Raw genomic sequence first — 21,751 nt, 5'->3', positions numbered from 1 at the left:
TTCCTCGCATGGCATCGGCTCGGTAATGCGAGGCATTATCGAGCACGAATCAATATGGACTTCAGTTTAGCGTGAAAACCATTTATCTACTCAATCGTTTAAGGCATTGTTTACCGGGCATATCCCACAAATAATCTCATGCTTTGGAATAATCTTCCCTCTGTGCGGGTGGGGTCCGGCGGCGCGCCTATCGGTGACTGACCACTCACCAGCGGGGATAGAGGTGTATCGTTCGTTCTAACTAGGTTTATCCTATCGGTTCGGGAATTTGCTAGAATGGTCGAACTGTCTAGTATCCGAGACAATTCGTTTGTCTCAGTGAGGAGAAACACACCATGCCCGCCATCCTTCCCTGGGTCAGCCACGGCCTCGAGCGCGCCCGCCTGCTCCGCGATTACCGCGCCGACCGCATCGACGAATCCGCCGTGCACGACGCCGATTTCCTCCTCATCGCCGCCGCCAACTTCCACGGCTACCCCACCGACAAGGCCTGCCCTATCTGCGACGAGCCAGGCCTGCGCACCGTCTACTGGGTCCACGGCAACGAGCTCGGCCGCCACACCAACACAGCCCGGTCGCTGGAAGAAATAGACGAGTTCTCCCGCGCCGGCCTCACCTTCGACCTCCACGAGGTCGAGGTGTGCCCGGCCTGCAAGTGGAATTTCCTCCTGCGTACCACGATGGTCCTCCCTCAGGAGCCGTCTCAGCGTGAGCCGAGGGAATAACCGTCCGCCTTCCGGGAGATGTGCGGCACTGCCGGGGCTTTCCGCAAAGTTGCAGTAAGTTAATGTCACGGTTTTTCCCCGCCTGTGTGTCGCGCGCGGCGGGGTGCGCATTGCGCGGTTGTGCCCATGTGCATTCGGGATTGCGGCGGGGGTCGGTTTTTTGCGGGATTCACGGGGGTTTTCGTGCCCGCCGCAAAGTTCCAGTAATTTACTGGAACTTTGTAAAACGCGACCTGGGGTTTTGTTTTCGAGGTGCCGCAGAGTTCCAGTAATTTACTGTAATTCTGTATTTCTGGCTGTTCCGCCGGTGTGCGGCGGGGTGCGCATTGCACGGTTGTGCCCATGCGCGTTCGGGCTCGCGGCGGGGATCGGCCTCCCTCGGGCCGGTTTTCTGCGGAATTCACGGGGTTTTCGTGCCCGCCGCAGAGTTGTAGTAATTTCCTACAACTTTGTAAAACGCGACCTGGGGTTTTGTCTTCGAGGTGCCGCAGAGTTGTAGTAAATTATTACAAGTTTGCATTTTGCCAGTTCGGCGGTTCGTCGCGCGGGGCGGGATGCAACCGACGCACGATCCGCTGCCGGTTCGGGAACGGCACGGGCGGAGCCAAGCGGCGGAACGGTGAGCCGCAGATGCGGAGCGGAACCGCACCGGTGTCCAGTGTGGATTACGCATTGCACGGCGTAAAGGGGAAGAATGATAATAAAGGCCTGTCAGCTGGGTGCGCGCATTGTGTCAGGTGCTGTGGCCTGGAGGTATGGGCGGCCGTGTGGCAAGGCACGCGGTGGCCTGTATCGTGCCTGTTAAGCTAGCAGAATCAGCAAGATCCTCCGAGAGAATTGGGATACCTGAGTTAATGTCGAACGATAATTCTGGGTCGCATAGGAAAAACGAGCCGGGTGCCGGCGGGAACGCCAAAACCGGCAAGGCCGCAACAACTGGCAAGGCCGGCCGCACACGCGGCGGCAAGTCCGGTGCGAAGCGCGCCGGGACGGCTACCCGCGTGTCCGCACACGGCGACGGTGGCGGGCGCGGCCCCTTGCCGGTGTGGGGCAAGATCCTCGTCACGCTGCTCGTTGTTGTTGTGGCGGTGCCGCTCATGCTGTTTGGCGTCGCGTATGTCAGGGCGGATATCCCGGAGCCGGGCGAGCTGACCAACCCGCAGATCGCCACGATTTATGCGGCGGACGGTGAGACGCAGCTGGCCCGTCTCGTGCCGCCGGAGGGTAACCGCCGGCAGGTGAGCCTGGATAAGGTGCCGCAGCATCTGCGGGAGGCGGTGCTGGCCGCGGAGGATCGCGAGTTCTACACCAACCCGGGTTTTTCTCTTAGTGGCTATGCGCGTGCGGCGTGGGGCATGCTCACCGGCAATGAGTCGGCGGGCGGCGGTTCCACTATTACGCAGCAGTATGTGAAGAATGCGCTGGTGGGCAACGAGCGCACCATCTCGAGGAAGCTGCGGGAGCTCGTGGCCAGCGCGAAGATGACCAACCAGTGGTCCAAGGATGAGATCCTCGAGGCGTACCTCAATACGATTTATTTTGGGCGTAATGCCTATGGCGTGGCGGCGGCGGCCGACGCGTACTTTGGCAAGGATTTGTCGCAGCTCACCCCGGAGGAGTCGGCGGTCATCGCGGCGGCGATTCAGCGCCCGAGCCAGCTCGATCCGTGGGTGAACCGCGAGGAGGCGGAGCAGCGCTGGAACTACGTGCTTGACGGCATGGTGCAAACCGGCGCGATCACGCAGGCGCAGCGCGTTTCGGCGCGTTACCCGGAGACCATCGATCCGGCGAATAACCGGGCGTTTACGGAGGCCACGGGCGCCAACGGGTTGCTGAAGAACCGCGTGGTGGAGGAGCTTGCCACGGTGGGGATCTCGGAGGAGGACGTGGAAACGTTGGGCCTCAAGGTCACTACCACCATTGATGCGCAGGCGCAGCAGGAGACGGAGGAGATCGTCAAGGAGAATCTCGCCCCGCAGGTGGACAAGATGCGCAGCGCGGTGGTGTCCATCGATCCGCGCAACGGTGAGATCAAGGCGTACTACGGCGGCGAGGATCCCAACGGTTGGGATTACGCGAACGCGCCGGTGCAGACGGGCTCCACGTTCAAGATCTTCGGCCTGGCGGCGGCGCTCCAGCAGGGCATCCCGCTCAACCGGATGTACTCGTCGGATCCGGTGCAAACCGGTGATGCGACGGTGACGAACTCGGATGGGATGACGTGTGGCACGTGCACCATCCAGCAGGCCACCAAGATGAGTCTCAACACGAGCTTCATTCGCCTGCAGAAGGACCTGAAGAACGGCCCGGTGGACACGCAGCACATGGCGTGGGCGCTGGGTGTGCGCAAGAACAACCCGGACGGGTCGCAGACGCTGTCGGAGGCCAACGGCGAGCCGTACGAGGGCATCATTTTGGGCCAGTACCCGTCGCGCCCGCTGGATATGGCGGTCGGCCTGTCCACGCTCACCAACAACGGTGTGTGGCACCAGCCGCACTTCGTCCGCAAGGTGACCACGGGTTCCGGCGAGGTGCTCTACGAGTACAAGCCTAACGAGGGCGAGCGCCGCGTGGATAAGAACACGGCCAACGGTGTGACGGCGGCCATGCTGCCCATCGCCGCCTGGTCCAACGGCAACGTGCTGGGTGGCGGCAATCGCCCGAGCGCGTCCAAGACGGGCACCACACAGTACGGCGAGTGGGGCACCAAGGATGCGTGGATGATCGGGTCCACGCCGCAACTCGCCACGGCCGTGTGGGTGGGCAACTCGGATAACTCCCTGCTGGTCAACTCGTGGGGCGGCTCGGTGTACGGCGCGGGCATCCCGGCGACGATCTGGCGCCAGGTGATGGATGCGCAGCTGGCTAACGAGCCGGTGGAGGAGTTCGATCTGCCCATCGGCCTGGGCTACAACGCCGCTGGTTACGGCGTGGGTTATGGCACGAGTTACCCCACGGCGACGGGGAGTACGGCCACGTCGTCCGCACCGTCGGCAAGCCAGGCCCCGGGTGAGGGTGCAGGAACGGGTGCCCCGGCGCAGTCCCCGGCCGGTGAGGCCCCAGCCCCCGCACCGCAGGCCCCGGCGCCGGCGCCGTTGCCCGTCCCCGAGGTCCCGCAGCTTCCTGATCTCGGAAATCTCATCCCCCCGGCGGCGTAGCGTGACGCGCCCGGCCCGCGATACCCACCGCGTCCTGCCCTCCTTCACGGAGCCGCTGGCGCGCGGGTTTGTCGAGTTTCTCGGCGGCCCGGTCGGCCGTTACGCGCTCATCGGCCGCCAGCGCGTGTGGTCGCCCGTCACGGTTCTCACGCTTGTGGCCATGGTGTTTCTCGCCCTGGCCTACATGTTCCGCGTTCCCTGCATCACCGGTTCGCTTGTCGACGCCCAGTGGTCGCTCAACTGGTCCGGTCACCGTCAGTACGTGGCTGCCTGCTACAACGATATCGTCCCGCTCTACGCCGTCGAGGGCCTCGAGGATGGGCACCTCCCCTACGCGTACTCGTGGGACGATGATGGCCAGACCCGCTACATGGAGTACCCGGTGTTAAGTGGCTACTTCATGTACCTCATGGCTGCGGTCGCCCGCTTCCTACGGGCGACCGGCTTGGTGGGCATCCTGCCCATGCCGGAGGTAACCGTCTACTTCACCGTCACCGCGTTCGTCCTCGGTCTGTGCTGGGTGTTCACGGTGCGGGCGTGCTGCAGGCTCGCCGGCAACCGGATCTGGGACGTGTGGCTCATCGCCGCCTCCCCGCTCGTTATCGTCCACGCGTTTACCAACTATGACGCGCTGCCCATCCTGTGCGCCGTGCTCGCCGTCGAGGCGCTGGGGCGCCGGCGGTTCGTGTGGGCCGGCGTGCTCGTGGGGCTTGGCACGGCCTTCAAGCTGTGGCCGTTGTTCCTCCTCGGCGCGGTGCTCACGCTCGCGGTGCGGCGAAAGGACTTTCGTCCCTTCGCGCTGACAACTGCCACGGCGGCGGTGACGTGGCTGGTCGTCAACGTCCCCGTGGCGCTTGCGTACCCCACGGGCTGGCGCGAGTTCTTCCGCCTCAACTCCACCCGCGGTGCCGAGTGGACCACCGTCTACGAGCTGGTCCGGCGCCTCACGGGGGTTGGACTCGAGCCAGAAACGCTCAACACCGTCAGCCTCGTCCTCTTCGGCGCGGCCTGCCTGGCCATCTTCGTGTTCGGGCTGCGCTGCCCCAAAGAGCCGCGGCTCGTCCAGCTCTTTACCCTCATCGTGGCGGCGTTCCTCCTGTTTAATAAGGTGTGGAGCCCGCAGTACTCGCTGTGGCTTGTGCCCCTTGTGGTGCTGGCACTCCCCCACTGGCGCCTCGTGTTCACGTGGGCGTGGGCGGAGGCGCTCGTGTGGCCGATCCTCATGTGGCACCTGCTCGGCACGGAGAACAAGGGCCTCGGCCCGGAGCTTCTCAACGTCGCCGTCATTGTCCGGGACGGTCTCCTCATCGCCGTGTGCGTGGGTATCATCTATGTGTTGATGGATAAGAGCGTCGATGTGGTGCGCACGGCGCACGGCGGCTTCGATCCGGTCATGACAAAGTTAAGGAACTGAATTCTATGTCGATGTGGGTGATCCTGACCATCGTGTCGGTGGCGCTCGGGTTTGTGGCGTTCACCATCGCCTTTGCCATGTTTTATTACAAGAAGAGCAAGTGGGCTATTCTTGCGCTCATGGGGGCGGCATTCCTCCTCGTCACCGTCATCCCGCTGTACGTGGCGATCTGGCAGGCGGCGTACGTCTAATGTTTGGACCGTTTACTATCACCCAGGTTGTGGTCGTCGGCATCATCGTCGTCGCCATCGGCTTCGTCGGCCTCGGCGTGGCCTACTACTCGTTCATGGTGACAAAGAACATGAAGCGGGTGAAGATCGGCGTCGGCGTTGCCATTGTCTGCATCCTCGTCTTGCCGTTCGGCTTTACCGTGGCCTCTACTTTCATGCCTAACGCTCCGATTGGGTAATGAGCCTTCCGTGGTGTACCCTGGGGTGGTTGCTGACGCAACGACCCTCCTGCCACGCTCATCGTACGAGTGTGGCCGAAATTTGTAACTACTAGACCATAGGAGGTGATGAGGTCCCGTGCGTCACTACGAAGTAATGGTCATTCTTGACCCTTCCCAGGACGAGCGCACTGTCGCCCCGTCCCTAGACAAGTACCTTGACGTTGTCCGCAAGGAAGGCGGATCCGTAGATAAGGTTGACGTTTGGCCGAAGCGCCGTTTGGCATACCCCATTAACAAGAAGGATGAGGGCATCTACGTTGTCCTCGATCTGACCTGCGAGTCGGATACCGTTCTTGAGCTGGACCGTCTGCTGGGCATCAGCGAGCTGGTGCTGCGCACGAAGGTTCTGCGGGCAGACCGCTAAACACCTGCCGTTCTACATAACACCGGCGCGTGTGACCGTCCGCGTTTAGGATGGGAAGCACACGCCACGTAGAGCACAAGTGAGACGTCCACCAGCATCGGAAAGGTAAGAAATCATGGCCGGAGAAACCCCCATTACCGTTATCGGCAACCTCGTTGCCGACCCTGAACTGCGCTACATTCCGTCGGGAGCAGCAGTGGCGAACTTCCGTATCGCCTCCACGCCCCGCACGTACAATCGCCAGACCGGGCAGTGGGAGGATCAAGAGGCCCTGTTCCTTACCTGCAACATCTGGCGCGAAGCAGCCGAAAACGTGGCCAACTCCCTCACCAAGGGGATGCGCGTCATCGTTAACGGTCGCCTGCGCCAGCGCTCGTACCAGACCCGCGAGGGCGAAAACCGCACCATCTTCGAAGTCGAAGTGGATGAGGTCGGCCCGTCGCTGAGGTACGCCACAGCCCAGGTCACCCGCAACGAACGCGGAGGCGCTAACGGCGGCTCCGGCAATTTTGGCGGTGGCCGCGGCGGTAACTACGGATCCGGCAACGGCGGATCCGCCACCGGTGGTTCCAACTACGGAGCTACCAACGGCTACGGATCCGGCAACGGTGGATCCGCCGGAACTGGCGGTTTCGGCGGAGGTCAGATGCAGCAGTCGCAGCAACAGCAGCGGCCGCAGCAGCAGAGTGACCCGTGGAATAGTTCGAGCCCTGCCGATGGTTTTGGTGGAGAGGCCGCCGGAGATCCTCCGTTCTAAGCGCCTCATTACCTACATTGTGAAACAGCCAAACTTTTAACGAAACTTATAGGAGCGATCATGAAGCTGATCCTCAACGCTGCGGTTGACAACCTCGGTGTCGCTGGCGACATCGTCGACATCAAGCCCGGCTACGGACGTAACTACCTGCTTCCCCGCGGGCTCGCCATCGTGGCTACCCCCGGTGCAGAGAAGCAGATCGAGGAAATTAAGAAGGCTCGCGAGATCCGCGCGATCAACGACCGCGAGCACGCCATCGAGCTCAAGCAGCAGCTCCAGGAGCTGAAGGGCGTGACCATTAGCGTCCGCACCTCCAACAAGGGCAAACTGTTCGGCTCGGTCAAGGCCGATGACATCGCCAAGGCCGTCAAGGCTGCCGGCGGTCCGGTTCTTGAAAAGCGCGCAATTGAGGTTCCGAAGGGACTTGTCACGGGTACCGGGAAGTACAACGTTCTGGTTAACCTGCATGACGACGTCTCTGCACGCGTGAACTTTGAGGTCGTGTCTGCCTAACTAAGGCACGCACACGGCGGTCCTTCGATGGGCCACATGACAACAGCAAACCAGGTGGCGGTTACCCCGTGTGGGTAACCGCCACCTGCGTCTATATGGCCTGTGGATAACTCCCCGAAAAATGTGGATAACTTTTGTGAGATTCTTTATTCAGCTGCCCGTTTCTGTGAATTCCCTGCGTATGGCCGGTAACTGAAGGTTTCGAGGACAAATTTAAACCCGTTACCACCTAAAACGCTCTGACCTGCACGTTTGCTCCTGTTCGAGTGACGGGAATCACAAATAGAAAAGGTACAGGTTACGGCTATATGAACAAAATCACTTCCTGAGAGCCGTATAAGAATTCCACCGCGCCTGTGGATAACCCTGTGGATAGCCTTGTGTACTAGTTGTGGATAGATTGTGTATAACTCGCCGTTTTTAGGGGTCAGGTGTTCTATTCTCGGCTACTAGAACAGGTGTGTGAACGCTCGGACGGTCACGGGCTTCGGGTGTGTGCGCGAGGCGCTATGGTTAAGGAACGTCTAGATGAGGTAAGGATGTGAGCGGTGACTACCCCCAGTTTTGATGATGACTACGTGCCCCCGAGTGAGCCCCCGGCACTGGAGCCGGAGCCGGCGGAGCCGTTGGGCCGGGGCGGCCGCGGTGCGGGCGGTGGCAGTGGCTCGGTACCCTACGAGCCCGGGCGCCTGCCCCCGCACGATATCGAGGCGGAGCAGGGCGTGTTGGGCGCGATTCTCGCGTCCCCGTACGTCCTCACGGACGTGCTCGAGGTGCTCAAGCCGGACGATTTCTACCGGCCGATGCACCGCATCATCTACTCCACCATCATTGACCTGTTTAGTGAGAACCAGGAGATCGATTCCCTCATCCTCGCCAGCCGCCTGGAGCGGGATAACAACCTGGAGCGCGCTGGTGGCGCCCCGTACCTGCACACGCTCGTGCACTCCGTGCCCACGGCTGCCAACGCCCGCTACTACGCCAACATCGTGGCGGAGAAGGCCACGTTCCGCCAGCTTGTGGATGCGGGCACCCGCGTCGTCCAGCTCGGCCACCAAAGCGAGTCCGGGATCGACGCGGACCAGGCCGTCGACCTCGCCCAGCAGGTCGTGTTCGATGTTCAGCGAGAGGGCAAGCAGGACGATTACCAGGTCCTGGCGGACATCCTCGGCCCCACGATGGAGGAGCTCGATGAGATCGCCGCCCACGGCGGCCTCGCCGCCGGCGTGCCCACGGGTTTCGTCGATCTCGACGCCGTCACCAACGGCCTTCACGGCGGGCAGATGATCATCATCGCCGCCCGCCCTGGCGTGGGCAAGTCCACCCTGGCGCTCGACTTTGTGCGCTCGGCCTCCATCGCCAACGGCAAGACGTCGGTCATCTTCAGCCTGGAGATGTCCAAGAACGAGATCGTCATGCGCATCCTCTCGGCGGAGGCGGACATCAAGCTCACAGACATGCGCTCCGGCAAGATGGAGGATAACCAGTGGAACAAGCTGGCCAACACGATGGGCCGCATCGAAAACGCCCAGCTGTATATCGATGATTCCTCCAACCTCACCATGATGGAGATCCGTTCCAAGGCCCGCCAGATCGCCACCAACCACGGGCTCGACCTCGTGGTGGTGGACTACCTGCAGCTCATGAGCTCCAACAAGCGCGTCGAGTCCCGCCAGCAGGAGGTGTCGGAGTTCTCTCGCCAGCTCAAGCTTCTGGCCAAGGAGCTGAACGTCCCCGTTATCGCCATCTCCCAGCTGAACCGTGGCCCGGAAAGCCGTACGGATAAGCGCCCCCAGCTTGCCGATCTTCGTGAGTCCGGCTCCCTCGAGCAGGATGCCGATATCGTTATGCTCCTCTACCGCCCGGACTCCGCCGCCGGCGAGCAGGATAACGAGCGTGCCGGCGAGGCGGACATCATCATCGCCAAGCACCGTGGCGGCCCGCTGGACACCATCTCCGTGGCCCACCAGCTCCACTACTCCCGCTTCCGTGATCTCGCCCGCCCGGGCATGCGCGAGGCTCCGCCGGAGGTCGAGCCACCGGCCCCGGTATAGGGGAATGAAATCGTGCGCTGTATCGTTGCACATGGACGAAAGCGGTTACCAGGTGTTGGTAGCGTAACAACAACGAACGTTTAAGGAGTTAAACACATGGCAACCATCGAAGTTAATGAGTCAAACTTTCAGGACACGATTTCTAGGGACGGCATCGTCCTTATCGATTGCTGGGCCAGCTGGTGCGGCCCCTGCCGTGCCTTCGGCCCCGTCTTCGAGGAGGCCTCCGAGAAGCACACGGATGCCGTCTTCGGCAAGCTAGACACCGAGGCCAACCAGGGCATCGCAGCCGCCCTGCAGATTCAGTCCATCCCTACCCTCATGATCTTCCGCGATAACATTCTCGTCTACCGCGAGGCAGGTGCGCTCCCCGCAGCCGCCCTGGAGAACCTTATCCAGCAGGTCAAGGGCCTCGATATGGACGACGTTCGCCGCCAGGTTGCAGCCCAGCAGGAAAACAACTAGTCGTCCTTTCTACTCCTCAGTCCCCGCCATGGAGCGGGGACTGTTGTGTGTAGGGGGTGCAGTGTATGCCGGTCGTGCGTGTGCATCGGATAGTGCGAGGGGCAACGGTCGGAGTGTTGCAAGCTCACCTGCGGATATTCTTAACCGCGCAGATCAGAGAGTGTGGTGCACGATGCCGTTAAATGCCGTCTCGTGTGAAGGCACTTTACCTGCGAAAACGAGGTTTTCGCGAGAATTTTCACTCCCCCGATCGTCCCAAAAGTGGTCTCGTGTGAATTCTTCTCCGGAAACGCAGGTCAAAGGCTGCGTTTTGGTGGTAGGGTTGACGACATGTCTCGCGAATGAGCGAATTGATGGCGCCGGCGCTGGTGCTATGGGGAGCCCGGGTTTTCGCTGGGGTGGGGGAGACCTCGGGGCGGGAGTCTTTTCCCGCTTGCCCGCCATGAAGGGGAAAAAGAGAATAGAATGTGATACGTCGAGGCCATGCGTTTTGGCCAAGCGCTACTCATTCACCTATTAGATAAGGAGCCGATGGACCGTGGCTAACCCGTTTAAAAAGGGGTGGAAGTACCTGACCTCCTCCCTGGACAAGAAGATCGAGGACAACGCGGACCCGGAGGTCCAAATCAACCAGGCCGCGGAGGAATCCAGAAGGCAGACCGCGGAGATTCAGGAGCAGGCGGCCAAGATCATCGGCAACAAGAAGGCCCTGGAGCTGAAGCTCAACAGGCTGCTGAAAGACCAAGCAGACCTGCAGGATAGGACGAAGACGGCGCTGCAGGCGGCGGAGAAGGCGCAGGCCGAGGGCAACGCGGAACGGGCGAACCAGTTCACGTCCTCGGCGGAGATCTGCGCGTCGCAGCTTGTCGCGGTGGAAAACCAGATCGCGGAAACCAAGGTCATGTACGAGCAGGCGGCAGCAGCCGCCGACCAGGCGACGGCCCAGGCCAAGCGGTCACAGGCGGAGTACGAGCAGCAAAAGGGGTCGCTTGACCAGCTGCGCAGCCAGGCCCGGCAGGCGAAGATGCAGGAGGCCACCGCCCGTGCGAACGATCAGATCGGCGCCATCGAGCGCGATTCCTCCGTTCCCACGCTTGACGAGGTGCGCGACAAGATCGAGCGCCGCTACGCCGACGCGATGGGCGCCCAGGAGCTCACCCAAAACGCGGTGACCAACCAGATGTCGGAGATCACGGCCTCGGGCACGGACGTCAAGGCCAACGCGCGGCTGGAGGAGATCCGCGCCTCCCTGCACGCGGAGGAGAAGCCGCAGCTGGCTAAGGCCGCTGAACCTGAAGAGGAGACAGCACCGTCGGAGGAGACGGTGGAGGAGGGCGTCGACAAGCCTTAAGGAGCCGGAAGAAAAGTAAAAACCTAAGCAAAACCCCCGGTCACCGCGTGGTGCCGGGGGTTTGGTGTGCGTCGGAAGCGCACGTGAACATTTATTTCCGGGTGCTGATGTTGACTAGAACGCCACGGATCCCGGAGTGGAACCCGTCGCGGAGGTTGACGCGCTGCGTCTCGCTGAGGGTGTATTCGTGCAGCGTTTCGCAGGCGAACTGGAGGAGCGGGCGGTCGATCTCCGGGGGGAGTCCGCCGCCGCTGAGGAGGTGCGCGGAGTCGCGCTGCTCCGGGGTTGCGGCGTGGTCGTACCACCAGGAGGCGTACTGTTGCCCCACGTCAAACGGGGTCTGGAAGCCGGCGGAGGCCCACACCTCGTTGGGTAGCGGCACGTAACGGGAACGCAGCTTGCGCCGCGGCGCCATCATGGAGGGGTTGGGCACCGTCTTCTTCGGCTGCTGCTGCGCCTCGTCGTTGCCCTTGTCCTGCTTGTTCTCGTCGGGGGCGCTGTCGTCCGACTGTGCGTTGTCGTGTTGACCGTAGGGGTCGGCTTCCTTGTCCTTATCAACAGCTTCGTTAGAAGCTCCATCGCCGCTGGTGGGGGAGTCCTGGGCGGATTCGCCCGTGCACTCCTCGCCACCGGTGACGATGTCGTGCTCCATCTGCTCGTCCACGGTGTCGGTGTCGTGCGAGACGGAGTACCGCGGGTCGCTGAGCGAGAACACGCCCTCGTCCCGGTCTGCGGGTTCGCCCGGCCGCGGGGATGTCATCGGCTCCTCGTGCTGGTCGGAGGGGGGCGGTTCCTTGTGGGCAGTGGGTGGAAGCCCCACCTCGGCGGCGGCCTGGGGGATGAGGGTGGATTCTGCAACCTCGAGCGGCTCGGCATCGCCGATAGGTTTGACCTGCGGCACAACGGGCGGGATGGGCCCCTCGAGGATATGCAGCTGCATACAGTCGGCGAAATCCTCGCGCGGGTCGAGGATCGTCGTCGTGTCGCACGCATGCCGCAGCGCCGAGGACATGGAATCCCAGCCAAATCCGTAAAGGTGCACGCGCACGCCGGCGTTGGTCGCCTCGTTGACGCCAGGGATCATGTCGGCGTCGCCGGAGACTAGCACCGCGTCGGAGCAGGTCTGGTGCACGCCGGCGAGAACAAGGTCGGCTACCAGGCGCGTATCCACGGCCTTTTGTGTGCGTCGCTCACCCCATTCGATGAGCTGCCCCACGCGCAGTTGCACGCCGTTACAGGCGCGAAGTGCCCGGTGGTAGCGGTGCGGGCCGGAATCAGGGATTCCGTCGTACCACAATTGCCGGTGGATGGGTTGTCCTAATTGTTCTTCGATCATTCCTTTCAGTTGGGCTACGACCTCGGGGAGGTCAATTTCTAATTGAGCGCGGGCCCCTGTTTCCCACGAGTTGTAAAAGCTCGCCAGTAAATACGAGGTGTCCACGAATACCATTGTTCGTTCAAGCATGGCTCCTAAAATCCGTTCTCTATAAAAATGTTCTCCTCCAGCATGCCTGAAATTCCACCGAAGCGGTAGTGGGAGGGGGCTAGCCAGGCAAAAAAGGGTGACCACTGGGTCGGTGCACACGTTACGGTTGTCTCTTTTCGCTTTTCGACGATTATTTTCTTCCCCTGGTCGGGGCGCTTTAGCGCCCTGACCAGGGGAGTTGCATATATTTGTGGGCGTGCTATTGTTATCCCTCGTTGGTCAGCAAGGCCAACGCCCCCAAGACTGCAGGAGCCCTTAACAGGGAGCCTTGAGTCATGGGAACATGTTGTGTGAGAACTCGATAGTGTGTTGATGTACTACTTTTTATAAGTTTTGTTGTTGGCATGGTTTGTGTGCTGGGTTTGTGTTGGTTTTCTGGTTTTGTGGCTGGGGGATTTGGCACGGATTCTGTAGGTGGCGTTTTTGTCACCGGCGGTCGTTTGGTCGTTGTGCATGGATTGTGTTGGCAATGTGGGTGGTGGTTTTCTCGTTGAGGCCATTGCCTTTTTTTGTTTACATTTTCTTTACGCTTCTGGTTTTTTTAACTGGATTTTTGATGCTCGTTTTTTTGAGTGTTGTTTTTTTTTTGAAGCACTGTTTTGGTGTTTTGTTGGGTTGGTTTTTTGCTTATTCGACGTTTTTTGTTGGAGAGTTTGATCCTGGCTCAGGATGAACGCTGGCGGCGTGCTTAACACATGCAAGTCGAACGGAAAGGCCCTTGCTTGCAAGGGTGCTCGAGTGGCGAACGGGTGAGTAACACGTAGGTGATCTGCCTTTCACTTCGGGATAAGCTTGGGAAACTGGGTCTAATACCGGATATTCACTATGCCGTGGTTGGTGTGGTGGAAAGCTTTTGCGGTGGGAGATGAGCTTGCGGCCTATCAGCTTGTTGGTGGGGTAATGGCCTACCAAGGCGGCGACGGGTAGCCGGCCTGAGAGGGTGTGCGGCCACATTGGGACTGAGATACGGCCCAGACTCCTACGGGAGGCAGCAGTGGGGAATTTTGCACAATGGGCGGAAGCCTGATGCAGCGACGCCGTGTGGGGGATGAAGGCCTTCGGGTTGTAAACTCCTTTCGTCAGGGACGAAGTTTGTTTGACGGTACCTGGATAAGAAGCACCGGCTAACTACGTGCCAGCAGCCGCGGTAATACGTAGGGTGCGAGCGTTGTCCGGATTTACTGGGCGTAAAGGGCTCGTAGGTGGTGTGTTGCGTCGTCTGTGTAATCCAGGGGCTTAACTTTTGGTTGGCAGGCGATACGGGCATTGCTTGAGTGCTGTAGGGGAGACTGGAATTCCTGGTGTAGCGGTGAAATGCGCAGATATCAGGAGGAACACCGATGGCGAAGGCAGGTCTCTGGGCAGTTACTGACGCTGAGGAGCGAGAGCATGGGTAGCGAACAGGATTAGATACCCTGGTAGTCTATGCTGTAAACGGTGGGCGCTAGGTGTGAGCCTCTTCCACGGGGTTTGTGCCGTAGCTAACGCTTTAAGCGCCCCGCCTGGGGAGTACGGCCGCAAGGCTAAAACTCAAAGGAATTGACGGGGGCCCGCACAAGCGGCGGAGCATGTGGATTAATTCGATGCAACGCGAAGAACCTTACCTGGGCTTGACATAGGCAGGATGGGCGCAGAGATGTGTCGTCCCTTTGTGGTCTGTTTACAGGTGGTGCATGGTTGTCGTCAGCTCGTGTCGTGAGATGTTGGGTTAAGTCCCGCAACGAGCGCAACCCTTGTCTTATGTTGCCAGCACGTTGTGGTGGGGACTCGTGAGAGACTGCCGGGGTTAACTCGGAGGAAGGTGGGGATGACGTCAAATCATCATGCCCCTTATGTCCAGGGCTTCACACATGCTACAATGGTTGGTACAGTGCGTGAGCAACATCGTGAGGTGGAGCTAATCGCTAAAGCCAGTCTCAGTTCGGATTGGGGTCTGCAACTCGACCTCATGAAGTCGGAGTCGCTAGTAATCGCAGATCAGCAGTGCTGCGGTGAATACGTTCCCGGGCCTTGTACACACCGCCCGTCACGTCATGAAAGTTGGTAACACCCGAAGCCCATGGCCTAACCGGTTTTTGCCGGGGGGAGTGGTCGAAGGTGGGATTGGCGATTGGGACGAAGTCGTAACAAGGTAGCCGTACCGGAAGGTGCGGCTGGATCACCTCCTTTCTAAGGAGTTTATTTTTTATTATTTTTGTCAGCTGTCACACGCTCATGGTGTGGTGGTTGTGGGTGTTGGGTGGCCGTGTGTGTTGCCGCACCTTTTTTAATCCAGTGTGGACGCAAAACGTTTGTTTCATGGATTCGGTACCGTGTTGTGTTGGCGACAAGGCTTGTGAGTGGTGCATTGGCATGCTGTTGGGTGTCTGGGGCAATATGTTTGTTCCTGGTGCCGCCTTGTGTGCACGAAGCATTGTGTTGTTTTGTGTGGGTGGGGTGGTGTGGTGTGTGTGAATTGTATAGTGGACGCGTGTGATTTCTTTTTTTGTTCATGTTTTAGTTTTTTTGGCGCCTGATTGTTTGTGTGTTTTGTTTTTTAGGCACACGGTGGATGCCTGGGCATGGCAAGCTGATGAAGGACGTGGTGGGCTGCGTTAAGCCTCGGGGAGTTGCCGTATGAGCGTTGATCCGAGGGTGTCCGAATGGGGTAACCTAGCTTTCAGTGATGGGAGTTACTGTCTGGTGAATTCATAGTCAGGCAGGAGTGGTCAGGGAAGTGAAACATCTTAGTACCTGGTGTGAGAAGAAAACAATTGTGATTTTGTGAGTAGTGGCGAACGAAAGCGAATTTTTGACTAAACTGCATGCAGCGTTGATGCCTTGGTTGGGGTGTTGTGTGTGGGGTTGTGGGGTCTGCGTGGGTGGTCAACCTTTTGCCGCCAGTGGCTGTGCGCGTGTAGCGGAAGTGGTGTGGAATCGCCTGCCGGAGTGGGTGAGAGTCCCGTACGTGAAATGTGTGTGTGGCTGTGTGCGTGGTGTCCCCGAGTAGCAGTGGGCTCGTGGAATCTGCTGTGAATCTGCCGGGACCGTCCGGTAAGTCTGATTTCTTGCCAATGACCGATAGTGGATTAGTACCGTGAGGGAATGGTGAAAAGTACCCCGGGAGGGGAGTGAAATAGTTCCTGAAACCGTGTGTTGACAATCCGTCAGAGCCTTTTTGTGGGCGATGGCGTGCCTTTTGAAGAATGAGCCTGCGAGTCAGCGGCATGTCGCTTTAAGTTAACCCTTTGTTGGGGGTAGCTGGAGGGAAACCGAATCCTAAGTAGGGTGTTGGTGGCATGTTCTGGACCCGAAGCGGGGTGATCTACCCATGGCCAGTGTGAAGCAAGGGTAAGACTTTGTGGAGGCGCGAACCCACGTAGGTTGAAAACTGCGGGGATGAGTTGTGGGTAGGGGTGAAAGGCCAATCAAACTCCGTGATAGCTGGTTCTCCCCGAAATGCATTTAGGTGCAGCGTTATAGTAGTGCTGTGGAGGTAGAGCTACTGGTTGATTGAGCGGGATTTTGTCTTAGTGACGTCAGCCAAACTCCGAATGCCGCATGTATGTTCTATGGCAGTGAGACTGCGGGGGATAAGCTTCGTAGTCGAGAGGGAAACAGCCCAGATCGCCGGTTAAGGCCCCTAAGGGTGTGCTAAGTGGAAAAGGATGTGTAATCGCGATGACAGCCAGGAGGTTGGCTTAGAAGCAGCCATCCTTGAAAGAGTGCGTAATAGCTCACTGGTTTAGTGGTTGTGCGCCGACAATGTAGTGGGGCTGAAGTACACCGCCGAAACCGCGGCAAGGATAATTTTTTTGTTTTTGGGTAGGGGAGCGTCGTGCATGGTGTGAAGCAGGCTGGTGACGGTTTGTGGATGTGTGTGCGAGTGAGAATGCAGGCATGAGTAGCGAATGGTAGGTGAAAATCCTACCCGCCGGATGACTAAGGGTTCCTGGGTGAAGCTGGTCTTCCCAGGGTGAGTCGGGACCTAAGGCGAGGCCGACAGGCGTAGTCGATGGATAACCAGTTGATATTCTGGTACCCGCGTTTGTGCGACAAGTGGTGAATCATTGATACTAACCGCTTCCATGTGCTTCCAATAGCAGGATTTTGTTCTGCTGGTTGTGTGTGGTGGTGGGACCTGAGGTGGTAGTAGCCAAGTGATGGGGTGACACAGTAGGGTAGCCGCGCCACTGAGTGGATTGTGGTGTAAGCGTGTGGCACGATGGTTTGTTAAATGCGACTGTCATATGTGTGAGGCGTGATGCGTAGCCCTTTTAAGGGTGATGGTGGTGATCCTGTGCTGTCGAGAAAAGCCTCTAGCGAGTGCAAGTGTGGCCCGTACCCTAAACCGACACAGGTGGTCAGGTTGAGAATACTAAGGCGAACGGGTGAACTATGGTTAAGGAATTCGGCAAAATGCCCCCGTAACTTCGGGAGAAGGGGGACCCATGACCGTTGCTGACAGCATTTTGGCGGTTGTGGGGCGCAGAGAATAGAGGGAAGCGACTGTTTACCAAAAACATAGGTCTGTGCGAAGAAGGTTAATTCGATGTATACGGACTGACGCCTGCCCGGTGCTGGAAGGTTAAGAGGACCTGTTAGATCATTTTTTGGTCGAAGCGGAGAATTTAAGCCCCAGTAAACGGCGGTGGTAACTATAACCATCCTAAGGTAGCGAAATTCCTTGTCGGGTAAGTTCCGACCTGCACGAATGGCGTAACGACTTCTCTGCTGTCTCGACCATAGGCCCGGTGAAATTGCAGTACGAGTAAAGATGCTCGTTTCGCGCGGCAGGACGAAAAGACCCCGGGACCTTCACTATAGCTTGGTATTGGTGTTCGGTTCGGTTTGTGTAGCATAGGTGGGAGACGTTGATGCGGTTGCGCTAGCAGCCGTGGAGTCGGAAGGTGAAATACCACTCTGATCGGATTGGATGTCTAACTTCGGGCCATGATCTGGTTTCAAGGACAGTGCCTGGTGGGTAGTTTAACTGGGGCGGTTGCCTCCCAAAGTGTAACGGAGGCGCCCAAAGGTTCCCTCAGCCTGGTTGGCAATCAGGTGGAAGAGTGTAAGTGCATAAGGGAGCTTGACTGTGAGACGGACATGTCGAGCAGGTACGAAAGTAGGGACTAGTGATCCGGCACCGATGTACGGAAGTGGTGTCGCTCAACGGATAAAAGGTACCCCGGGGATAACAGGCTGATCTTCCCCAAGAGTTCATATCGACGGGATGGTTTGGCACCTCGATGTCGGCTCGTCGCATCCTGGGGCTGGAGTAGGTCCCAAGGGTTGGGCTGTTCGCCCATTAAAGCGGCACGCGAGCTGGGTTCAGAACGTCGTGAGACAGTTCGGTCTCTATCCGCCGCGCGCGTAAAGGAAACTTGAGAAAGGCTGTCCCTAGTACGAGAGGACCGGGATGGACGTACCTCTAGTGTGCCAGCTGTCACGCCAGTGGCAGGGCTGGTTGGCTACGTACGGGAAGGATAACCGCTGAAAGCATCTAAGCGGGAAGCCTGTTTCAAGATAAGGTTTCCATGAGGTTCCCCACAGACGATGGGGTTGATAGGCCAGAATTGGACGCACCGCAAGGTGTGAAGGTGACTGGTACTAATAACCAATATAAACAACCACGCAAACAAAAGCCGCAAAACTAAAAAACACAAACACACACGTTGTCCACTATGCAATATCAGACACACCACACACACGCACAAACGTGTGCACCAAAACCCAAGAATTGAACAAGCCCTGAACAAACGTGTCGGTGGCGATAGCGGTTGGGAAACGCCCGGACCCATTCCGAACCCGGAAGCTAAGCCAACCCACGCCGATGGTACTGCACCCGGGAGGATGTGGGAGAGTAGGACACCGCCGACCACAAACAAACAAGGACCCTGGAACCAAACAAACGGTTCCAGGGCCTCTTGCTATCCTGCGTCCTAGCAGTGGAGGAACGCATTCCTTGTGGCCTAAACCTTATTGTGAATGCCAGAGTCGGTTGGCTCGTGGGATGTGAAACCGGTGACAGTAAGAGTGAAAGTTAATCCCGATGTGCTTAGGTGGGCTGTCGATCGCACCGGAATGCCCCTACATGAATTGATCCAGCGCGCTGGTTTCCACCGTTTGGAAGAATGGATGGAAGGAACACAGTGTCCTACTCTTAAACAGGCTAGAGCGCTTGCTGATCTTGCGTGCATTCCTTTTGGCTATTTGCTTTTGGATGCCCCTACCGATGATCAGCCGCCCCTTCCGGACTTTCGCTCGGTAGGAAGCGAAAGGGTAACGGAATTCAGCCCTGAGCTAAAGACCACCATTTTTTCTTGTGAGCAACGTCTGGGCTGGTTTTCGGAATTTTCGCGAGTACATGACATTCAACCTCCCCTCTTTACAGGCTCCTTTTCTGTTGAAGACGATCCTGTAAATGCTGCGCTCCACATAGGAGAAGAGTTGGGATCTAGAGGGTGGACGGCGGGACGGGCGCCCCGAGGCAGGGATAACGTTCTCGAGCTGGCTGAGGTCATTGAAGAGTGTGGGGTGCTCGTCATGCGAAGCTCGGTCATGGGAAAAAATTCACATAGGTACCTGAAGGTTGAAGAGTTTCGGGCGTTTACGCTGTTAGATGGCCAGTATGGCTTGATTTTCGTGAACGGGTCTGATTCCAAGGTTGGCCAGTATTTCAGCTTGGCCCATGAGTTGGGTCACGTGTTGCTTGCTCGGCAAGGCGTAACCGGAGACAAAAATGACCACGTTGGAGTTGAGCGTTGGTGTAACGCCTTTGGCGCTGCACTGATTTTGCCTCCGGGCGAATTGCTTACACGATGGATTAGCGTTGGCAATCTAGATTCTGTCGTCGAGTGGGCGTATGAGAATTATGGTGTAAGCGCTGATACGGCGGTATGGATGTTAGTGGACAGGTCGCAAATAATGCGGAGGCAGGCTATTGACTTCCTTAGTGAAAGAACCCAGCACCGCAATGCTCACGAAGGAGATGCAGGCGGAGGAAACTATTATCGGAATTTGAAGTCCAGATTGGGAAGTCTGTTTCTCAGCACGGTCGTTGATGCTTATGTGGATAAAGTTATCTCTCAGGAAGAGGCCGCAAAACAACTTGGGATTCCAAAGACAGCCACTTTCGAGAAGGCAGTTTCTTCGATTCTGAAGGTCGCTTAGATGTTCTTGATCGATACGAACATAGTTCTGAACTCGTTTACCTACTATCCTCGGGACGTTTTCGTATCGTATTGGACACAATGTGAAACGCATATCTTGGGCGGCCAGTTTTTCTTTCATGAGGAAGTAGAGAGAGAAATTCTCAGAAAGGATGATGAGAAATCTCGCTGGTTCCGGGACTTTGTGCCAGCGAGTCAGATTTTGAAACCGTCAGACGGTGAGATTTCGTCCTATCGGCTTGTCACGATATGGCTCGATAGGCATAGAGAAGATCCTTATACGGAGTCGGCGATCAGAGATTTTCTGGGCGTCGCCGACTCCTGGTTGGTTGCTAGTGCCAATGCTCGCGGATGTGAAATAGTCACCAATGAGACTTCCTCGCCGGTAAAGAAAACGAAGGTAAAGCTTCCTGATGTTGCCCGTGGGCTGAACGTTAGGTGCATTTCCGTTCTCGATTTCTTCCGGGAACAGAACATTCGTCTTTAGTGTGACATTGCCATTTATATATCACTGTGTAACTGCGTAGTGGAATAACTCGATTGGCTAATTCGGGTTTTTAGAGCAATGCTCCTAGTGCCATTTTCTCGACCTCCGCTGTGTCCCGAATTCCCCCATCTTACGTAATCACCGTCGGGAGATGAGTGTACCCTTACGTGTCATGACAACATTGTATGATCCGGTGGAGCTCGGTTCCATCACGCTGAAGAACCGCATTGTTATGGCCCCGCTCACGCGCACACGAGCGGAGCTGGACGGCACCCCGAACGACCTGCTCGTCGAGCATTACCGGCAGCGCGCCGGCATGGGCCTTATTATCGCCGAGGGAACGTGGCCGGTGATGGAGGGTCGCACATGGTTTAAGCAGCCCGGCATCGTCACCGACGAGCACGAGGCGGGCTGGCGCAAGGTGACCGACGCCGTCCACGCCGAGGGCGGGAAGATTTACCTGCAGATCATGCACGGCGGCCGCATTTCTCACGAGGAGCTTTCGCTGACGGGCCGCATCGTCGCCCCCAGTGCTATTGCCGGCCCCAACCCGATTCGTGTTTCCGGCGGCAAGAAGGTCCCGGCTCCGGTCCCGCACGCGCTGACAACCGACGAGATCTCCGCGGTCATCGGCGACTTCGTGGCCGCCTCCCGCCGCGCCATCTCCGCTGGCTTCGACGGCGTCGAGCTCCATGGCGCCAACGGCTACTTCATCAACCAGTTCTTCTCCCCGGCGTCCAACACGCGTGACGACGCGTACGGCGGCACCCCGGAGAACCATGCCCGTTTCGCCGAGGAGCTCGTAGCTGCGGTCGCGGACGCCATCGGCGGCGATAAGCTTGGCATTCGCCTCTCTCCGGGGGAGAACATCCAGGGCGCCGACGAGCTCGACCCGGAGTTTACCCGCGCCACGTACATGCACTTCGCCCGGTCGGTCGCCCCTCACCACCTGGCCTACCTTCACATCGTCAACCCGGATCCGTCGTGCGCGCTCGTGCAGGACCTCCGCGAGGCGGCATCGGCGCCCCTCATCGTCAACACGGGCTTCGATATCGTGACCTCCAAGGAACTCGCGGAATCAATTGTGGCCGCAGGCCACGCGGAGGCCGTCTCCGTCGGCCGCCGCGCGATGGCGAACCCGGATCTGGCCCGCCGGTGGCGGGAGGGGCTGCCTGAAAACGAGCTCAACCAGGCGACGGTCTACGGCGACGGCCCGGAGGGCTACACCGATTACCCCTTGGTGTAGCTCTCCGAGAAAGGTGGACTCTGACCCCTGGCTCGAAGTAGGCCGCGATTCCGTCGCATCACTATGACTACTAGTGAGCCGGGGGCCAGTTGCGCGGGCTGAAGCGAGTGTTGAGCCAACAATGCCGTC

The 21,751-nt window shown here is 58.6% G+C and carries 15 protein-coding genes and 3 rRNA genes; 17 read left to right on the top strand and 1 reads right to left on the bottom strand.

The features are described 5' to 3' along the window. Positions 1–335: 335 nt before the first annotated feature. The 11 genes from HMPREF1219_RS08380 (at position 336) to HMPREF1219_RS08330 (ending at position 11,252) form a co-directional block, all read left to right on the top strand. Positions 336–725 carry a DUF5318 family protein gene (locus HMPREF1219_RS08380; protein ID WP_016458474.1) on the top strand — a complete coding sequence of 130 codons (390 nt, stop codon included), beginning with the start codon at positions 336–338 and terminating at the stop codon, positions 723–725. Between the two features lie 854 nt (positions 726–1,579). Beyond that, positions 1,580–3,883, top strand: coding sequence for a transglycosylase domain-containing protein (locus HMPREF1219_RS08375; RefSeq protein ID WP_016458473.1), 2,304 nt, complete (start codon positions 1,580–1,582; stop codon positions 3,881–3,883). 1 nt (position 3,884) lies between these two features. Further along, on the top strand, positions 3,885–5,297 hold the full coding sequence (locus HMPREF1219_RS08370; RefSeq protein WP_016458472.1) for a glycosyltransferase family 87 protein: 1,413 nt from the start codon (positions 3,885–3,887) through the stop codon (positions 5,295–5,297). Between the two features lie 5 nt (positions 5,298–5,302). Beyond that, a complete protein-coding gene (locus HMPREF1219_RS08365; protein ID WP_016458471.1) occupies positions 5,303–5,488 on the top strand; it encodes a hypothetical protein in 186 nt (61 codons plus the stop codon). After that, positions 5,488–5,706: a hypothetical protein gene (locus HMPREF1219_RS08360; protein WP_016458470.1), complete on the top strand. Its 219-nt coding sequence runs from the start codon at positions 5,488–5,490 to the stop codon at positions 5,704–5,706. Before HMPREF1219_RS08365 ends, HMPREF1219_RS08360 begins: the two co-directional genes overlap by 1 nt. A 118-nt stretch (positions 5,707–5,824) precedes the next feature. Continuing rightward, positions 5,825–6,112 (top strand): 30S ribosomal protein S6, encoded by a 288-nt coding sequence (gene rpsF, locus HMPREF1219_RS08355; RefSeq protein ID WP_016458469.1) that lies wholly within the window; start codon positions 5,825–5,827, stop codon positions 6,110–6,112. A 115-nt stretch (positions 6,113–6,227) separates the two neighbouring features. Further along, a complete protein-coding gene (locus tag HMPREF1219_RS08350) occupies positions 6,228–6,869 on the top strand; it encodes a single-stranded DNA-binding protein (protein ID WP_016458468.1) in 642 nt (213 codons plus the stop codon). A 60-nt stretch (positions 6,870–6,929) separates the two neighbouring features. After that, positions 6,930–7,382: a 50S ribosomal protein L9 gene (gene rplI, locus HMPREF1219_RS08345; RefSeq protein WP_016458467.1), complete on the top strand. Its 453-nt coding sequence runs from the start codon at positions 6,930–6,932 to the stop codon at positions 7,380–7,382. 548 nt (positions 7,383–7,930) lie between these two features. Further along, positions 7,931–9,436 carry a replicative DNA helicase gene (dnaB, locus tag HMPREF1219_RS08340; RefSeq protein WP_016458466.1) on the top strand — a complete coding sequence of 502 codons (1,506 nt, stop codon included), beginning with the start codon at positions 7,931–7,933 and terminating at the stop codon, positions 9,434–9,436. Positions 9,437–9,532: 96 nt separating this feature from the next. Beyond that, complete coding sequence (gene trxA, locus HMPREF1219_RS08335; protein WP_016458465.1) at positions 9,533–9,901, top strand: thioredoxin; 369 nt, start codon at positions 9,533–9,535, stop codon at positions 9,899–9,901. Between the two features lie 538 nt (positions 9,902–10,439). Further along, positions 10,440–11,252 carry a PspA/IM30 family protein gene (locus tag HMPREF1219_RS08330; RefSeq protein ID WP_016458464.1) on the top strand — a complete coding sequence of 271 codons (813 nt, stop codon included), beginning with the start codon at positions 10,440–10,442 and terminating at the stop codon, positions 11,250–11,252. Between the two features lie 91 nt (positions 11,253–11,343). Here the strand turns inward: HMPREF1219_RS08330 and HMPREF1219_RS08325 are convergent, their stop codons facing one another. Further along, entirely contained in the window at positions 11,344–12,717 is a 1,374-nt protein-coding gene (locus HMPREF1219_RS08325; protein WP_016458463.1) for an NYN domain-containing protein, read from the bottom strand. A gap of 662 nt (positions 12,718–13,379) precedes the next feature. On the opposite strand from HMPREF1219_RS08325, the gene HMPREF1219_RS08320 reads away from it, so the two are divergent. The 6 genes from HMPREF1219_RS08320 to HMPREF1219_RS08295 all read left to right on the top strand — a co-directional run bounded on the left by HMPREF1219_RS08320 (position 13,380) and on the right by HMPREF1219_RS08295 (position 21,622). Further along, positions 13,380–14,907, top strand: a 16S ribosomal RNA gene (locus HMPREF1219_RS08320). Positions 14,908–15,265: 358 nt separating this feature from the next. After that, positions 15,266–18,351: ribosomal RNA gene (locus tag HMPREF1219_RS08315) — 23S ribosomal RNA — on the top strand. Between the two features lie 129 nt (positions 18,352–18,480). Beyond that, positions 18,481–18,597, top strand: a 5S ribosomal RNA gene (rrf, locus tag HMPREF1219_RS08310). Together the 16S, 23S and 5S rRNA genes form the textbook arrangement of a ribosomal RNA operon. A gap of 108 nt (positions 18,598–18,705) precedes the next feature. Beyond that, complete coding sequence (locus tag HMPREF1219_RS12255) at positions 18,706–19,890, top strand: ImmA/IrrE family metallo-endopeptidase (RefSeq protein WP_084594730.1); 1,185 nt, start codon at positions 18,706–18,708, stop codon at positions 19,888–19,890. Further along, entirely contained in the window at positions 19,891–20,376 is a 486-nt protein-coding gene (locus tag HMPREF1219_RS12250; RefSeq protein ID WP_016458461.1) for a DUF4411 family protein, read from the top strand. 172 nt (positions 20,377–20,548) lie between these two features. Next, positions 20,549–21,622, top strand: a complete 1,074-nt coding sequence (locus tag HMPREF1219_RS08295; protein WP_016458460.1) for an alkene reductase — start codon at positions 20,549–20,551, stop codon at positions 21,620–21,622. Positions 21,623–21,751 lie beyond the last annotated feature (129 nt).

This window comes from Corynebacterium pyruviciproducens ATCC BAA-1742 (genome assembly GCF_000411375.1).
GTDB classification, from domain to species: domain Bacteria; phylum Actinomycetota; class Actinomycetes; order Mycobacteriales; family Mycobacteriaceae; genus Corynebacterium; species Corynebacterium pyruviciproducens.
The sequence above is the reverse complement of the archived record's forward strand: the minus strand, read 5'-3'. Positions and strand labels throughout refer to the sequence as shown.

Bases quoted from the DNA above. Each gene is read 5' to 3' on its own strand.
- HMPREF1219_RS08350 (WP_016458468.1), top strand. From the start codon at position 6,228: ATGGCCGGAGAAACCCCCATTACCGTTATCGGCAACCTCGTTGCCGAC.
- trxA (WP_016458465.1), top strand. From the start codon at position 9,533: ATGGCAACCATCGAAGTTAATGAGTCAAACTTTCAGGACACGATTTCT.
- rplI (WP_016458467.1), top strand. From the start codon at position 6,930: ATGAAGCTGATCCTCAACGCTGCGGTTGACAACCTCGGTGTCGCTGGC.
- HMPREF1219_RS08365 (WP_016458471.1), top strand. From the start codon at position 5,303: ATGTCGATGTGGGTGATCCTGACCATCGTGTCGGTGGCGCTCGGGTTT.
- HMPREF1219_RS12250 (WP_016458461.1), top strand. From the start codon at position 19,891: ATGTTCTTGATCGATACGAACATAGTTCTGAACTCGTTTACCTACTAT.
- HMPREF1219_RS08360 (WP_016458470.1), top strand. From the start codon at position 5,488: ATGTTTGGACCGTTTACTATCACCCAGGTTGTGGTCGTCGGCATCATC.
- HMPREF1219_RS08375 (WP_016458473.1), top strand. From the start codon at position 1,580: ATGTCGAACGATAATTCTGGGTCGCATAGGAAAAACGAGCCGGGTGCC.
- HMPREF1219_RS12255 (WP_084594730.1), top strand. From the start codon at position 18,706: ATGCCAGAGTCGGTTGGCTCGTGGGATGTGAAACCGGTGACAGTAAGA.
- HMPREF1219_RS08380 (WP_016458474.1), top strand. From the start codon at position 336: ATGCCCGCCATCCTTCCCTGGGTCAGCCACGGCCTCGAGCGCGCCCGC.
- HMPREF1219_RS08325 (WP_016458463.1), bottom strand. From the start codon at position 12,717: ATGCTTGAACGAACAATGGTATTCGTGGACACCTCGTATTTACTGGCG.
- HMPREF1219_RS08295 (WP_016458460.1), top strand. From the start codon at position 20,549: ATGACAACATTGTATGATCCGGTGGAGCTCGGTTCCATCACGCTGAAG.